This window comes from Pseudomonas sp. O39 (assembly GCF_045447295.1).
Classification (GTDB): domain Bacteria; phylum Pseudomonadota; class Gammaproteobacteria; order Pseudomonadales; family Pseudomonadaceae; genus Aquipseudomonas; species Aquipseudomonas antarctica_A.
Map to the genome: position 1 here is coordinate 44,454 of NZ_JBJGXV010000018.1, position 14,617 is coordinate 59,070.

The window sequence follows — 14,617 nt, forward strand, 5'->3', positions numbered from 1 at the left end:
TCTTCAGCGAAAAGCGCAGTGGGCACAAACAGAAACCCCGGCACGGGGCCGGGGCTTCTTTGCATCCTTACAACCTTACTTCAACTTGGCAATGGCCGCGTTGAGGGTGTTGCTTGGGCGCATGGCTTTGCTGGTCAGCTCCGGGTTCGGCGCGTAGTAGCCACCGATGTCCACTGGCTTGCCCTGTACGGCGTTCAGCTCGGCAACGATGGTCGCCTCGTGTTCGCTCAGGGTTTTAGCCAGCTCGCCGAACTGCGCTTGCAGTGCCGTGTCTTCGGTCTGGGCGGCCAGGGCTTGAGCCCAGTACAGCGCCAGGTAGAAGTGGCTGCCGCGGTTGTCGATGTTGCCGACTTTGCGCGATGGCGACTTGTTGTTGTCGAGGAACTGGCCGGTGGCCTGGTCCAGGGTCTTGGACAGCACCAGGGCTTTCGGGTTGTTGTAAGTCACACCCAAATGCTCAAGGGAAGCGGCCAGGGCCAGGAACTCGCCCAGGGAATCCCAGCGCAGGAAGTTCTCTTCAACCAGCTGTTGCACGTGCTTGGGAGCCGAACCGCCGGCGCCGGTTTCGAACAGGCCACCGCCGTTCATCAGCGGTACGATCGACAGCATCTTGGCGCTGGTGCCCAGTTCCATGATCGGGAACAGGTCGGTCAGGTAGTCGCGCAGTACGTTACCGGTCACCGAGATGGTGTCCTGGCCCTTGCGGGTACGCTCCAGGGTGAACTTCATCGCGTCGACCGGCGACATGATGCGGATGTCCAGGCCTTCGGTGTTGTGGTCTTTCAGGTAAGCCTGAACTTTCTCAACCACGACGCCGTCGTGAGCGCGCTGTGGGTCCAGCCAGAAAATCGCTGGGGTGTTGCTGGCGCGGGCACGGTTGACGGCCAGTTTGACCCAGTCCTGGATCGGTGCGTCTTTGGTCTGGCACATGCGGAAGATGTCGCCGGCTTCAACAGCCTGTTCCATCAGCAGGGTGCCCTTGCTGTCGGTGACGCGCACGACGCCGTCAGCCTTGATCTGGAAGGTCTTGTCGTGGGAGCCGTACTCTTCGGCTTTCTTCGCCATCAGGCCAACGTTTGGCACGCTGCCCATGGTGGTTGGGTCGAAAGCGCCATGCGCCTTGCAGTCTTCAATGACGGCTTGGTAGATGGTGGCGTAGCAGCGATCCGGGATCACCGCCTTGGTGTCGTGCAACTGGCCGTCGGTGCCCCACATTTTGCCGGAGTCACGGATCATTGCCGGCATCGAGGCGTCGACGATCACGTCGCTCGGCACGTGCAGGTTGGTGATGCCTTTGTCGGAGTTGACCATCGCCAGGGAAGGGCGAGCGGCGTAGACCGCCTGAATGTCAGCTTCGATCTGTGCTTGCTGGTCGGCAGGCAGTGCCTTGATGCGAGCGTACAGGTCGCCGATGCCGTTGTTCAGGTTGAAGCCGATCTGCTCCAGCACGACAGCGTGCTTGGCCAGGGCATCTTTATAGAACTCGGCAACGATCTGGCCGAACATGATCGGGTCGGAGACCTTCATCATGGTGGCTTTCAGGTGGACCGACAGCAGCACGCCTTGTTTCTTGGCGTCTTCGATTTCAGCGGCGATGAAGCTGCGCAGGGCTTTCTTGCTCAGCACGGCCGTGTCGATGATCTCGCCGGCTTGTACCGAGGTCTTTTCTTTCAGTACGGTCGCGGTGCCGTCTTTGGCGATCAGCTCGATCTTCACAGCGTCAGCGGCTTCGATCTGTACGGCTTTTTCGCTGCCGTAGAAGTCGCCGTTGCTCATGTGAGCGATGTGCGATTTGGAGTCCGCAGCCCAGGCGCCCATTTTGTGCGGGTGCTTGCGGGCGTAGTTCTTGACCGACAGCGGTGCGCGGCGGTCGGAGTTGCCTTCGCGCAGGACCGGGTTCACGGCGCTGCCCTTGACCTTGTCGTAACGTGCACGGGTTTCTTTTTCCGCGTCGGTGGTTACGGTTTCCGGGTAGTCCGGCAGGGCGTAGCCCTGGGCCTGCAGTTCCTTGATCGCAGCTTGCAGCTGCGGGGTCGAGGCGCTGATGTTAGGCAGCTTGATGATGTTGGCTTCAGGCGTAACGGCCAGGTCGCCCAGTTCGGCGAGGTGGTCCGGGACAGCCTGGGTACCCAGTTGCTCGGGGAAGCTTGCGAGGATGCGCGCGGCCAGGGAGATGTCGCGGGTTTCCACGGCAATATCAGCGGAAGCGGTGAAGGCCTCTACGATAGGCAGCAGTGAATAGGTGGCGAGGGCTGGTGCTTCGTCGGTGAAGGTGTAGATGATCTTCGAGCGGGTGGGCATATTCGGATTAACTCTCTTCTTTGCTGAAAGCGTGCGCAGAAACTCGAGATGCGCCGGGTGGAGCGCGTTCGTTCAAAGTCATCCATGAGCGAAATGTCGAGGTTTCTTCGCGGTGATGTTGGGTTGCATCAGTCGAGCGTCAAGCGGGTGGACTATTGTAATAGTCCTGCTTTCTGGCTGAAGGCTACTGTCTAGAGCGGTCAGCTGTCGTGACTCTTGGGTCAGCGGCGGCATTATACATAGGTCGCTATGCTTACGCCGAGCCTTCATACAAAAGGTGAGTCGTCCATTGGTCTAAAGGTCGCAGGGCCCGGACTGCGACCAAAGTCGCACGATGTGCTCAAGATTGGCGATTTTGCCTTTGCTTTCAAGCTTGTAGGCGACCAAATATGCTGTTTTCGATGCAAATGAGCCTGGCGCGAGGTTTCGGTCGCCATTTATCTGGAGTAGGCTCGAACGCAGCCAGATGTTCAATCCATAGATGGAGTTCAGCATGGGATACAAGAAGATTCAGGTTCCGGCAGTCGGCGACAAAATCACCGTCAATGCAGACCATTCTCTCAATGTTCCTGACCAACCGATCATCCCTTATATAGAAGGCGACGGTATTGGCGTCGACATCAGCCCTGTGATGATCAAGGTGGTCGATGCAGCTGTTGAAAAGGCTTACGGCGGCAAGCGCAAAATCTCGTGGATGGAGGTTTATGCGGGCGAGAAGGCGACTCAAGTTTACGACCAGGACACCTGGCTCCCCCAGGAAACCCTGGATGCGGTCAAGGATTACGTGGTTTCCATCAAGGGCCCGCTGACCACACCGGTTGGCGGCGGCATTCGTTCGTTGAACGTGGCCCTGCGTCAACAGCTCGACCTGTATGTGTGTCTGCGCCCGGTGCGTTGGTTCGAAGGCGTGCCCAGCCCGGTCAAGAAGCCTGGCGATGTCGATATGACCATCTTTCGCGAGAACTCCGAGGATATTTACGCCGGTATCGAGTGGAAGGCCGGTTCGCCGGAAGCGATCAAGGTGATCAAGTTCCTGAAAGAAGAGATGGGCGTCACCAAGATTCGCTTCGATCAGGACTGCGGCATCGGCATCAAGCCAGTGTCCCTGGAAGGTACCAAGCGCCTGGTGCGCAAAGCCCTGCAGTATGTCGTGGATAACGACCGCGACTCGCTGACGATCGTGCACAAAGGCAACATCATGAAGTTCACCGAAGGTGCCTTCAAGGAGTGGGCCTACGAAGTGGCGGCTGAAGAGTTCGGTGCGACACTGCTCGACGGTGGCCCGTGGATGCAGTTCAAAAATCCGAAAACCGGCAAGAATGTGGTGGTCAAGGACGCTATTGCCGATGCGATGCTCCAGCAGATCCTGTTGCGTCCGGCCGAATACGATGTGATCGCGACCCTCAACCTGAACGGTGACTACCTCTCCGATGCCTTGGCGGCGGAAGTGGGCGGTATCGGTATTGCCCCGGGGGCCAACCTGTCGGATACCGTGGCAATGTTCGAAGCCACCCATGGCACTGCACCGAAATACGCAGGCAAAGACCAGGTAAACCCCGGTTCATTGATTCTGTCGGCAGAAATGATGCTGCGGCACATGGGGTGGACGGAGGCGGCTGACTTGATCATCAAGGGCACCAATGGTGCTATTTCGGCCAAGACCGTGACCTATGACTTCGAGCGCCTGATGGAGGGCGCCAAGCTGGTGTCGTCTTCGGGCTTTGGTGATGCGCTGATTTCGCACATGTAAACAGCAGGCAAGAAAAAACCGGCCGTCTCAAGTGGATTGAGGTGGCCGGTTTTTTTATTGCAACCTGCAGGCTCAGTGGCGGATCAGGCCATTACTGTCTTTTCTTTGTGAGCCGCTGGGATTGCGGGGTTTTCGTGTACTTCGGTTTTTACTGCCTCGATCTTCACTGCGTGCAGTCCTTTCGGTCCCTGAATGGTTTCAAAGCTCACCGCTTGACCTGCTTTCAGTGTCTTGTAGCCGTCCATGGTAATTGCCGAGTAATGCGCAAAAAGATCTTCTTCGGGTTTTCCTTCCGCGTTAACGAACCCGAACCCTTTGGCATTATTGAACCATTTGACCTTGCCATTGATCTTGACGCCAGACATACCATATCCCTCTGCACCAGACTCCATCACTGGAGTATCATCCAGTTTATCCGTCCTAACCCGAATAAATAAGGTTGACTGCACGGACCTTTTTTACCCACTGTGGGTTCTATTGGTTGTAACACCGATTCGCCGATAGTCAAGGCGACCGTATAGTCAGAGTTGAAATTCCGGCAGGTCGCCCCCATCACCGTATTTGAACCACTGACGAACCTTTCTTTCCATGCATGCAATCAGCCAGATTCGACTAACATTCAATCAGGATCGCCCGGATCAGGAACACGATGACGACGGTTCTGCAGGCATTGCTGTTCAGGAGGCTAAGCCTGCTCTACAGGCGCCGCCGATGTACAAGGTGGTTTTGTTCAATGATGACTACACACCGATGGATTTCGTGGTCGAAGTGCTCGAGGTGTTTTTTAACCTGAACCGCGAGTTGGCGACCAAGGTAATGCTGGCCGTTCACACAGAAGGACGGGCAGTATGTGGAGTGTTTACCCGCGACATCGCCGAGACAAAGGCCATGCAGGTCAACCAGTACGCCAGGGAAAGCCAGCATCCGCTACTCTGTGAAATCGAGAAGGACGGTTAACGCCGACCACTTGGGTATGAGGTGAAGCTATGTTAAACCGCGAGCTCGAAGTCACTCTCAATCTTGCCTTCAAGGAGGCTCGTTCGAAGCGTCATGAATTCATGACCGTCGAACACCTGCTGCTGGCACTTTTGGATAACGAAGCTGCCGCCACCGTTCTGCGTGCGTGCGGCGCCAACCTCGACAAACTCAAGCATGACCTGCAGGAGTTTATCGACTCCACCACGCCACTGATCCCCGTGCATGACGAGGACCGTGAGACCCAGCCGACGCTGGGCTTTCAGCGGGTATTGCAGCGTGCTGTGTTCCACGTACAGAGCTCCGGTAAGCGTGAAGTCACAGGTGCCAACGTGCTTGTGGCGATTTTCAGCGAACAGGAAAGCCAGGCAGTGTTCCTGCTGAAACAGCAGAGCGTTGCCCGTATTGATGTCGTCAACTACATCGCCCACGGTATCTCCAAGGTGCCTGGGCACGGCGATCATTCCGAGGGTGAGCAGGATATGCAGGACGACGAGGGCGGTGAGTCTTCTTCTTCGGGCAATCCACTGGATGCCTATGCCAGTAACCTCAATGAACTGGCGCGCCAGGGGCGGATCGATCCGCTGGTGGGGCGTGAGCTTGAGGTTGAGCGTGTAGCGCAGATCCTCGCGCGTCGTCGCAAGAACAATCCGTTGCTGGTGGGTGAGGCTGGCGTGGGTAAAACCGCTATCGCCGAAGGCCTGGCCAAGCGCATTGTTGATAACCAGGTGCCTGACTTGCTGGCCAACAGCGTCGTCTACTCCCTTGATCTCGGCGCGTTGCTCGCCGGGACCAAGTACCGTGGCGATTTCGAGAAGCGCTTCAAGGCGCTGCTCGGCGAGCTGAAAAAACGCCCGCAAGCGATCCTGTTTATCGATGAGATCCACACCATCATTGGTGCCGGTGCGGCATCCGGTGGGGTGATGGACGCCTCCAACCTGCTCAAGCCATTGTTGTCGTCGGGTGATATCCGCTGCATTGGCTCGACCACGTTCCAGGAGTTTCGCGGGATCTTCGAAAAAGACCGCGCCCTGGCGCGTCGCTTCCAGAAAGTCGACGTGTCCGAGCCTTCGGTTGAAGACACCATCAGCATCCTGCGCGGGCTCAAGGGGCGTTTTGAAGCGCACCATGGCATCGAGTACACCGATGAGGCGTTGCGTGCGGCTGCTGAGCTGGCGTCGCGCTACATCAATGATCGCCACATGCCGGACAAGGCGATCGACGTGATCGACGAAGCAGGGGCCTACCAGCGCCTGCAGCCGGTCGAGAAACGCGTGAAACGCATCGACGTGCCTCAGGTCGAGGACATCGTGGCGAAGATCGCGCGGATTCCGCCAAAACACGTCAACAGTTCCGACAAAGAGCTGCTGCGTAATCTGGAGCGCGACCTCAAGCTGACCGTGTTTGGTCAGGATGCGGCCATCGACGCGCTGTCCACTGCGATCAAGTTGTCGCGTGCGGGCCTCAAGTCGCCGGACAAGCCGGTCGGTTCGTTCCTGTTTGCAGGCCCTACCGGCGTCGGCAAGACCGAAGCGGCGCGGCAGTTGGCCAAGGCCATGGGTATCGAGCTGGTGCGCTTCGACATGTCCGAATACATGGAGCGCCACACGGTGTCGCGCCTGATCGGTGCGCCTCCAGGTTATGTGGGTTTCGATCAGGGCGGTCTGTTGACCGAGGCGATCACCAAGCAGCCGCATTGTGTATTGCTGCTCGATGAAATCGAGAAGGCCCACCCGGAAGTCTTCAACCTGCTGCTGCAGGTCATGGACCACGGAACCCTGACCGACAACAACGGGCGCAAGGCGGACTTCCGCAATGTCATCGTGATCATGACCACCAACGCGGGTGCTGAAACCGCTGCGCGAGCCTCTATCGGCTTTACGCATCAGGATCACTCCTCTGATGCGATGGAAGTGATCAAGAAGAGCTTCACGCCGGAGTTCCGCAACCGTCTGGACACCATTATCCAGTTTGGTCGCCTCAGCCATGAGGTCATCAAAAGCGTGGTGGACAAGTTCCTTACCGAGCTTCAAGCGCAGTTGGAAGACAAGCGCGTGCAGCTGGACGTGACAGACGCGGCGCGCAATTGGCTGGCACAGGGTGGCTACGATTCGGCAATGGGCGCTCGCCCAATGGCGCGTCTGATCCAGGACAAGATCAAGCGGCCACTGGCCGAAGAGATCCTGTTTGGCGAGCTTTCCGATCATGGCGGTGTGGTACACATCGACTTGAAGGATGGCGAGTTGACCTTCGAGTTCGAAACCACGGCCGAAATGGCCTGATAGCTGACTGCAACACAGCAAAAAGGCGCCGAAAGGCGCCTTTTTGCTGTCTGTTCCAACCACTGAAAATCAAATGTGGGAGGGGGCTTGCTCCCGATGACGGTGGGTCAGTCGCTGAATATATTGACTGGCCTGCCGCTATCGGGAGCAAGTCTCCCCTCCCACAGGGTTTGCAGTGTCAGGCAAATAGCTCGCACACAAAAACGCCCGGCATAACCGGGCGTCTTGTATTGACTTGATTAACGAGCGCGGTAAGTGATGCGCCCTTTGCTCAAGTCATAGGGCGTCAGCTCGACGCGCACTTTGTCACCGGTAAGAATACGAATGTAATTCTTGCGCATCTTGCCGGAGATATGCGCGGTTACGACGTGCCCATTTTCCAACTCCACACGAAACATGGTGTTGGGCAGGGTGTCGACGACAGTGCCTTCCATTTCGAAGCTGTCTTCTTTCGACATGCAGTAAAGCCCTCGGTATCCAGTGAATGGCCCGGTGCAACTGCGCCAGGCAAAAGCGGCGTGCATTGTGCCCGAAAAAGGGTGTTCAAGCCAAGGGGTTCTAGTTAAGCGTTACCCATCTTTGATTAATCAGTAGCTCAATGGGCCGATATTGGGTCTTGTAGTTCATCTTTTTGCAGTTCTTGATCCAGTATCCGAGGTACACCGCTTCCAGTTCCAGACGCAGGGCTTCACCGACTTGCCAGAGAATGGCGAAACGCCCGAGACTGCGACGTTCTTCCATGGGTTCATAGAAGGTGTACACCGCCGACAGGCCGTTGGGCAGCAGGTCGGTTACGGCGACCGCCAGCAGGCGCCCGTCCAGGCGGAACTCGTAGAAGCGGCAGAAGGGCAAGTCGCGCACCAGAAATGTTGAAAACTGATCACGGCTGGGCGGAAACATGTCGCCGTCGGCATGACGCTGCTCGATGTAGCGTTGGTAAAGATCGAAATATTCTTCGCTGAAGTGCGGTTTGGTGGCGGTGACTGTCAGGTCGGCATTGCGCTTGAGGATGCGTTTCTGGTTGCGGTCCGGCAAAAACTGCGCGACCGGGATGCGTGCCGGTACGCAGGCATTGCAGTTCTGGCAATGCGGACGGTACAGGTGATCACCGCTGCGCCGAAAACCCATCTCTGAAAGGTCGGCATACACATGCACATCCATGGGCTGGCTGGGGTCGAGGAACAGCGTGGTGGCCTGCTCGTCGGGCAGATAGCTGCAGGAGTGGGCTTGAGTGGCATAAAACTTCAAGCGCGCCAGCTCGGTCATGATCAACCCTCGGGATAAGCTTTGAAATAAGTGTAAGCCAGGTGCAAGGAAGTCGCCTAGGAAACCCACGGTCCAGAGCTGCTTTGGTCCAAATGGTTGCGCAGGAACTCAGCGAAATCACTGCGCGGTATGGCGCGGGCGCCAAGACTGTGCAAGTGATCATTGGGCATTTGGCAGTCGATCAGCACAAAGCCCCAGGCCTGTAGCTGACGGGTCAGTGTGGCAAAGCCGAACTTGGAGGCATTGTCGGCGCGGCTGAACATGGATTCGCCAAAAAATAATTGGCCCATCGCCAGGCCGTAAAGGCCGCCGACCAACTGCCCTTCATCCCAAACTTCCACCGAGTGCGCGTAGCCGCGCTGGTGCAGCTCCAGGTAGGCGTTCTGGATGCCCTCGGTGATCCACGTGCCTTCCGCATAGCTGCGCGGCGCGGCGCACGCCTGGATGACGGCGGCGAAGTCCTGGTCGAATGTCACGGTATACCGCTGCTGGCGCAATAATTTGCCGAGGCTGCGTGAAACATGCAATTCGTCGGGGAATATCACCGTGCGCGGGTCTGGAGACCACCAGAGAATGGGCTGGCCTTCAGAGAACCACGGAAAGCAGCCATGGCGATAGGCCTGGACCAGTCGTTCGGCCGACAGGTCGCCACCGGCGGCCAGCAAGCCATTGGGTTCGCGCATGGCCTTGGCCAGTGGCGGAAAAGTCAGGGAGTCGCGTTGCAACCAGGTCAGCATGGCATCCAGGCTTACGGAAGGGGAGGGGAGTGGCAGGTGAGTCGCCTGCCGCAAGAGTGCTGATTATTGTCGACACAGCGCTGTGGGGCCAGCCCGAATAGGGCATTGAACGGTATTAGCGTGAGCGGGTGTTTCTGCAACTCTACGCCTGAGGCGCGGTCGTAATCGGGTCTGTGCCGTGGAGGCCAATGGCCAAGCTTGCCTGGTTTGCTAAATACAGCTCATAAGCCTTTGTCAGCAAAGGCAATGCATGCTCAAATTGAACAGGCTGTGACGCTTCAATTGTCTAGGCTGCCGGGTGAAGGGCAAGTACGTGGCATCGCCGACGCAAACCCGTACAATGTGGCCATTATGGCGTGATCGTCATTTCATCGATCCATCATCCGGTGTTAAAAAGTAGATTCAACGACGCTCGTTCATTTTTCAGCTGCTCGGATTGGGCAGTATTTGCAGTCATTCAACAGATGGACGCGCTAAAGGCGCAGGAAAAGACCCGTTTTGAAGAAATCCGCCGCAACACCTAAAGCAGCAGTCGTGCCGGCCTGGCGTCAGCACCTGCACTACCGACTCAAGGAAGGTGCGCTGATCGCCATTGGCGCCCTGTGCCTGTTCCTGATGATGGCCTTGCTCACCTATGGCAAGGACGATCCGGGCTGGAGCCACAACAGCAAGATCGAAGACGTGCAGAACTTCGGCGGCCCCGCCGGTTCCTACAGCGCCGATATTCTGTTTATGGTGCTGGGCTACTTTGCCTACATCTTCCCGCTGCTGCTGGCGATCAAGACCTGGCAGATCTTCCGCCAGCGTCACGAGCCGTGGCAGTGGAGCGGCTGGCTGTTCTCCTGGCGCCTGATCGGCCTGGTGTTCCTGGTGCTCTCCGGCGCGGCGCTGGCGCACATTCATTTCCACGCACCCACCGGCCTGCCGGCGGGCGCGGGCGGGGCGCTGGGCGAAAGCCTTGGCGACCTGGCGCGCAAGACCCTGAATATCCAGGGCAGCACCTTGATGTTTATCGCGCTGTTCCTGTTTGGTCTTACCGTGTTCACCGACTTGTCGTGGTTCAAGGTGATGGACGTGACCGGCAAGATCACACTCGACCTGCTCGAGCTGTTTCAGGGCGCCGCCAACCGCTGGTGGTCGGCCCGGGTTGATCGCAAACGCATGGTTGCGCAACTGCGCGAGGTCGATACCCGTGTCAACGAAGTGGTGGCCCCGAGCACACCGGACCGACGTGAGCAAGCCAAGGTCAAGGAGCGCCTGATCGAACGCGAACAGGCCCTGAGCAAGCACATGTCGGACCGCGAAAAGCAGGTGCCGCCAGTGATTACGCCAGCGCCGGCCAAGGCGCCCGAGCCCAGTGCACGTGTGCAGAAAGAGAAGCAGGCGCCGTTGTTTGTCGACAGCGCCGTCGAAGGCACCTTGCCGCCGATCTCGATTCTCGACCCGGCCGAAAAGAAACAGCTCAACTATTCCCCGGAGTCGCTGGCGGCCGTAGGCCACCTGCTGGAAATCAAACTCAAGGAATTCGGCGTCGAAGTCACCGTGGATTCGATCCACCCAGGTCCGGTCATTACCCGTTACGAGATCCAGCCGGCCGCTGGCGTCAAGGTCAGCCGTATTTCCAACCTGGCGAAAGACCTGGCGCGCTCCCTGGCTGTAACCAGTGTGCGGGTGGTGGAAGTGATTCCCGGCAAGACCACCGTCGGTATCGAGATTCCCAACGAAGACCGCCAGATCGTGCGCTTCTCCGAGGTGCTGTCGACCCCGGAATACGACAACTTCAAATCGCCGGTCACCTTGGCCCTGGGCCATGACATCGGCGGCAAGCCGGTGATTACTGACCTGGCGAAAATGCCGCACTTGCTGGTTGCCGGTACGACGGGTTCCGGTAAGTCGGTGGGTGTGAACGCGATGATCCTGTCGATCCTGTTCAAGTCCGGCCCCGATGACGCCAAGCTGATCATGATCGACCCGAAGATGTTGGAATTGTCGATCTACGAAGGCATTCCGCACCTGTTGTGCCCGGTCGTGACCGACATGAAGGACGCCGCCAACGCACTGCGCTGGAGCGTCGCCGAGATGGAGCGCCGCTACAAGCTCATGGCGAAGATGGGTGTGCGTAACCTGTCGGGCTTCAACGCCAAGGTCAAGGAAGCCCAGGACGCCGGCACACCGCTGACTGACCCTTTGTACAAGCGCGAAAGCATTCACGACGAAGCGCCGCTGCTGACCAAGCTGCCAACCATCGTGGTGGTGGTGGATGAATTTGCCGACATGATGATGATCGTCGGCAAGAAGGTTGAAGAACTGATTGCACGTATCGCCCAGAAGGCGCGGGCCGCCGGTATTCACTTGATTCTCGCTACCCAGCGTCCGTCGGTGGATGTCATCACGGGTCTGATCAAGGCCAACATCCCGACGCGGATGGCGTTCCAGGTCTCCAGCAAGATCGACTCGCGTACCATTATCGACCAGGGCGGCGCCGAGCAATTGCTCGGTCACGGTGACATGCTTTACATGCCGCCGGGCACCAGCCTGCCGATTCGTGTCCATGGCGCCTTTGTGTCCGATGACGAAGTGCACCGCGTGGTGGAAGCCTGGAAGCTGCGCGGCGCACCGGAATACAACGACGAGATCCTCGCGGGCGTTGAAGAAGCTGGCAGCGGCTTCGACGGCGGCAGCGGTGGCGACGATGATGCCGAAACCGACGCGCTGTACGACGAAGCCGTGGCGTTCGTGCTCGAAAGTCGTCGTGCTTCTATCTCCGCAGTGCAGCGCAAACTGAAAATCGGCTACAACCGCGCCGCCCGCATGATCGAATCCATGGAAAATGCCGGCGTCGTGACTGCTATGAACACCAACGGCTCGCGTGAAGTCATCGCCCCAGGGCAGATGCGCGACTGATCACATGCCGCGTGGCAGCACGCGGCTCGCCCTAACGACTCAATGAGGACTCCCATGCGTCTTATCCGCATGCTGTTGTTGCCGGCACTGGCCCTGACTGCTGTTTCGGCCCACGCCGATCCGGCCTCCGTGGCCAGCCTGAAGAACCTGTTGGACAAATCCCAAACCCTCACCGCGCGCTTCTCTCAGTTGACCCTGGATGCCGGTGGCACCCAGCTGCAGCAAACCGAAGGTGAAATGGCCGTGCAGCGCCCAGGGCTGTTCTATTGGCATACCGAAGGGAAGTCCGAGCAGACCATCGTTTCCGACGGCCAGAAAGTCACGCTGTGGGACCCGGACCTGGAGCAGGCGACCATCAAGAAGCTGGACCCGCGCCTGAACCAGACCCCGGCGTTGCTGCTCTCGGGCGACGTGTCGAAAATCAACGACAGCTTCGAGATCACCTCCAAGCAAACCAGCAACGTTATCGAGTTCACCCTCAAGCCGAAATCCAAGGACACGCTGTTTGACAGCCTGAACCTGTCGTTCGGCAACGGCGTGATCAACAACATGCGCCTGATCGACAGTGTCGGCCAGCGCACCGATATCCTGTTCTCCGGGGTCAAGGCCAACCAGCCGGTGCCGGCATCCAAGTTCAAGTTCGACATCCCCAAGGGTGCCGATGTGATCCAGGAATAACCTGCCCAGAGGTTTCAAACGCTGCCCATGGACCTGTTTCGAAGTGACCCGATTGCTCAGCCCCTGGCCGCACGCTTGCGTTCGACCAACCTGGATGAGTACGTCGGGCAAGAACACCTGCTCGCTCGCGGCAAGCCATTGCGCGAAGCCCTGGAGCAGGGAGCGCTGCACTCGATGATTTTCTGGGGGCCGCCGGGCGTGGGTAAAACCACCTTGGCGCGGCTGCTGGCGAAAGTCTCGGATGCACACTTCGAAACGGTTTCTGCGGTGCTGGCCGGGGTCAAGGAGATCCGCCAGGCGGTGGAAGTCGCCAAGCAGCAGGCCGGGCAATATGGCAAGCGCACCATCCTGTTCGTTGATGAAGTGCACCGCTTCAACAAGTCCCAGCAGGATGCGTTTTTGCCGTATGTCGAAGACGGCACGCTGATCTTTATTGGCGCGACCACCGAAAACCCTTCGTTTGAACTCAATAACGCCTTGCTCTCACGGGCGCGCGTCTATGTGCTCAAGAGCCTGGACGAAGCGGCGATGCAAAAGCTGTTGCACCGCGCCTTGGCCGAAGACAAGGGCTTGGGCAAGCGCCAGCTCAGTCTCAGTGACGAAGGCTTCAAGATTCTGCTGAGCGCCGCCGATGGCGACGGCCGCCGTTTTCTGAACCTGTTGGAGAATGCCTCCGACCTGGCCGAGGACGGCAGCGAGATCGGCGTCGATCTTCTGCAAAGTTTGCTCGGCGATACTCGCCGCCGCTTCGACAAGGGCGGCGAAGCCTTTTACGATCAGATCTCGGCGCTGCACAAGTCTGTGCGCGGTTCCAACCCCGACGGCGCGCTGTACTGGTTTGCGCGGATGATCGACGGTGGCTGCGATCCGCTGTACCTGGCGCGCCGCGTGGTGCGCATGGCCAGCGAAGACATTGGCAACGCCGACCCGCGCGCGCTGAGCCTGTGCCTGGCGGCCTGGGAGGTGCAGGAGCGCCTTGGCAGCCCGGAAGGCGAGTTGGCCGTTGCACAGGCCATTACGTATCTGGCCTGCGCGCCAAAAAGCAACGCGGTGTACATGGGCTTCAAATCAGCCCTGCGCGCTGCCGCCGAACACGGCTCGCTCGAAGTACCGCTGCACCTGCGCAACGCCCCGACCAAACTGATGAAACAGCTGGGCTACGGCGACGAATACCGTTATGCCCATGATGAGCCGGACGCCTATGCCGCCGGCGAAGATTACTTCCCCGATGAGCTTGAGCCGCAGCCGTTCTACCAGCCGGTGCCTCGTGGCCTGGAGCTGAAGATCGGTGAAAAGCTCAATCACCTCGCCCAACTCGATCGCCTCAGCCCCAAACAGCGGAGAAAGTAGTGCTCAAGACGATTCTTGCCGTGTCCGTAGCCGGCATCGCTGGTACATTATTGCGTTTCGCCACCGGTACTTGGGTCAACGCCAACTGGCCGAAGCATTTTTATGCGGCGACCCTGGCGGTCAACCTGGTGGGCTGCTTGATCATCGGGCTGTTGTACGGGTGGTTCCTGTTGCGCCCGGAAGTGCCGATTGAAATTCGGGCCGGCTTGATTGTCGGCTTTGTAGGCGGTCTGACGACCTTTTCATCCTTTTCACTGGATACGCTGCGCCTGCTGGAAAGCGGGCAGGCCCTGGTAGCCTTCGGTTACCTGGGCATCAGCGTGTTCGGCGGGCTGCTCGCCACCTGGGCTGGCCTGTCCTTGACCAAACTTTGA

At 58.6% G+C, this 14,617-nt stretch carries 12 protein-coding genes; 7 read left to right on the forward strand and 5 right to left on the reverse strand.

What is annotated here, in order from left to right; all coding sequences use genetic code 11:
* Positions 1–75 precede the first annotated feature (75 nt).
* Positions 76–2,301 carry an NADP-dependent isocitrate dehydrogenase gene (locus ACI77D_RS20870; protein WP_221295074.1) on the reverse strand — a complete coding sequence of 742 codons (2,226 nt, stop codon included), beginning with the start codon at positions 2,299–2,301 and terminating at the stop codon, positions 76–78.
* Between the two features lie 493 nt (positions 2,302–2,794).
* Here ACI77D_RS20870 and icd point away from each other — a divergent pair, with 493 nt between their 5' ends.
* Positions 2,795–4,051 (forward strand): NADP-dependent isocitrate dehydrogenase, encoded by a 1,257-nt coding sequence (gene icd, locus ACI77D_RS20875; protein WP_064452894.1) that lies wholly within the window; start codon positions 2,795–2,797, stop codon positions 4,049–4,051.
* An 83-nt stretch (positions 4,052–4,134) separates the two neighbouring features.
* On the opposite strand, the gene cspD is transcribed toward icd, so the two are convergent.
* Positions 4,135–4,416: a cold shock domain-containing protein CspD gene (gene cspD, locus ACI77D_RS20880; RefSeq protein ID WP_064452893.1), complete on the reverse strand. Its 282-nt coding sequence runs from the start codon at positions 4,414–4,416 to the stop codon at positions 4,135–4,137.
* Positions 4,417–4,639: 223 nt separating this feature from the next.
* Here cspD and clpS point away from each other — a divergent pair, with 223 nt between their 5' ends.
* Both clpS and clpA read left to right on the forward strand, forming a co-directional pair.
* Entirely contained in the window at positions 4,640–5,008 is a 369-nt protein-coding gene (gene clpS / locus ACI77D_RS20885; protein WP_053256829.1) for an ATP-dependent Clp protease adapter ClpS, read from the forward strand.
* 29 nt (positions 5,009–5,037) lie between these two features.
* Positions 5,038–7,308, forward strand: a complete 2,271-nt coding sequence (gene clpA, locus ACI77D_RS20890) for an ATP-dependent Clp protease ATP-binding subunit ClpA (protein ID WP_064452892.1) — start codon at positions 5,038–5,040, stop codon at positions 7,306–7,308.
* 239 nt (positions 7,309–7,547) lie between these two features.
* Here clpA and infA read toward each other — a convergent pair whose 3' ends face one another.
* The 3 genes from infA to aat all read right to left on the reverse strand — a co-directional run bounded on the left by infA (position 7,548) and on the right by aat (position 9,311).
* Positions 7,548–7,766, reverse strand: a complete 219-nt coding sequence (gene infA / locus ACI77D_RS20895; protein ID WP_002553999.1) for a translation initiation factor IF-1 — start codon at positions 7,764–7,766, stop codon at positions 7,548–7,550.
* 100 nt (positions 7,767–7,866) lie between these two features.
* A complete protein-coding gene (locus ACI77D_RS20900) occupies positions 7,867–8,574 on the reverse strand; it encodes an arginyltransferase (protein ID WP_221295072.1) in 708 nt (235 codons plus the stop codon).
* Positions 8,575–8,630: 56 nt separating this feature from the next.
* Entirely contained in the window at positions 8,631–9,311 is a 681-nt protein-coding gene (gene aat, locus ACI77D_RS20905) for a leucyl/phenylalanyl-tRNA--protein transferase (RefSeq protein ID WP_407017393.1), read from the reverse strand.
* A 498-nt stretch (positions 9,312–9,809) separates the two neighbouring features.
* Between aat and ACI77D_RS20910 the strand changes: the two genes are divergently transcribed.
* The 4 genes from ACI77D_RS20910 to crcB are packed head-to-tail and all read left to right on the forward strand — an operon-like array spanning position 9,810 to position 14,617.
* Entirely contained in the window at positions 9,810–12,215 is a 2,406-nt protein-coding gene (locus tag ACI77D_RS20910) for a DNA translocase FtsK (protein ID WP_221295071.1), read from the forward strand.
* A gap of 54 nt (positions 12,216–12,269) precedes the next feature.
* Positions 12,270–12,893, forward strand: coding sequence for an outer membrane lipoprotein chaperone LolA (gene lolA, locus ACI77D_RS20915; protein WP_064452889.1), 624 nt, complete (start codon positions 12,270–12,272; stop codon positions 12,891–12,893).
* A 27-nt stretch (positions 12,894–12,920) separates the two neighbouring features.
* Entirely contained in the window at positions 12,921–14,243 is a 1,323-nt protein-coding gene (locus tag ACI77D_RS20920; RefSeq protein WP_064452888.1) for a replication-associated recombination protein A, read from the forward strand.
* Complete coding sequence (gene crcB, locus ACI77D_RS20925; protein ID WP_024076158.1) at positions 14,243–14,617, forward strand: fluoride efflux transporter CrcB; 375 nt, start codon at positions 14,243–14,245, stop codon at positions 14,615–14,617. The genes ACI77D_RS20920 and crcB overlap by 1 nt, the downstream gene beginning before the upstream one ends.

What these genes read in the sequence shown, in the direction of transcription:
- ACI77D_RS20870 (WP_221295074.1), bottom strand. Translation starts at nt 2,301, where the DNA reads ATGCCCACCCGCTCGAAGATCATCTACACCTTCACCGACGAAGCACCA.
- icd (WP_064452894.1), top strand. Translation starts at nt 2,795, where the DNA reads ATGGGATACAAGAAGATTCAGGTTCCGGCAGTCGGCGACAAAATCACC.
- cspD (WP_064452893.1), bottom strand. Translation starts at nt 4,416, where the DNA reads ATGTCTGGCGTCAAGATCAATGGCAAGGTCAAATGGTTCAATAATGCC.
- clpS (WP_053256829.1), top strand. Translation starts at nt 4,640, where the DNA reads ATGCATGCAATCAGCCAGATTCGACTAACATTCAATCAGGATCGCCCG.
- clpA (WP_064452892.1), top strand. Translation starts at nt 5,038, where the DNA reads ATGTTAAACCGCGAGCTCGAAGTCACTCTCAATCTTGCCTTCAAGGAG.
- infA (WP_002553999.1), bottom strand. Translation starts at nt 7,766, where the DNA reads ATGTCGAAAGAAGACAGCTTCGAAATGGAAGGCACTGTCGTCGACACC.
- ACI77D_RS20900 (WP_221295072.1), bottom strand. Translation starts at nt 8,574, where the DNA reads ATGACCGAGCTGGCGCGCTTGAAGTTTTATGCCACTCAAGCCCACTCC.
- aat (WP_407017393.1), bottom strand. Translation starts at nt 9,311, where the DNA reads ATGCTGACCTGGTTGCAACGCGACTCCCTGACTTTTCCGCCACTGGCC.
- lolA (WP_064452889.1), top strand. Translation starts at nt 12,270, where the DNA reads ATGCGTCTTATCCGCATGCTGTTGTTGCCGGCACTGGCCCTGACTGCT.
- ACI77D_RS20920 (WP_064452888.1), top strand. Translation starts at nt 12,921, where the DNA reads ATGGACCTGTTTCGAAGTGACCCGATTGCTCAGCCCCTGGCCGCACGC.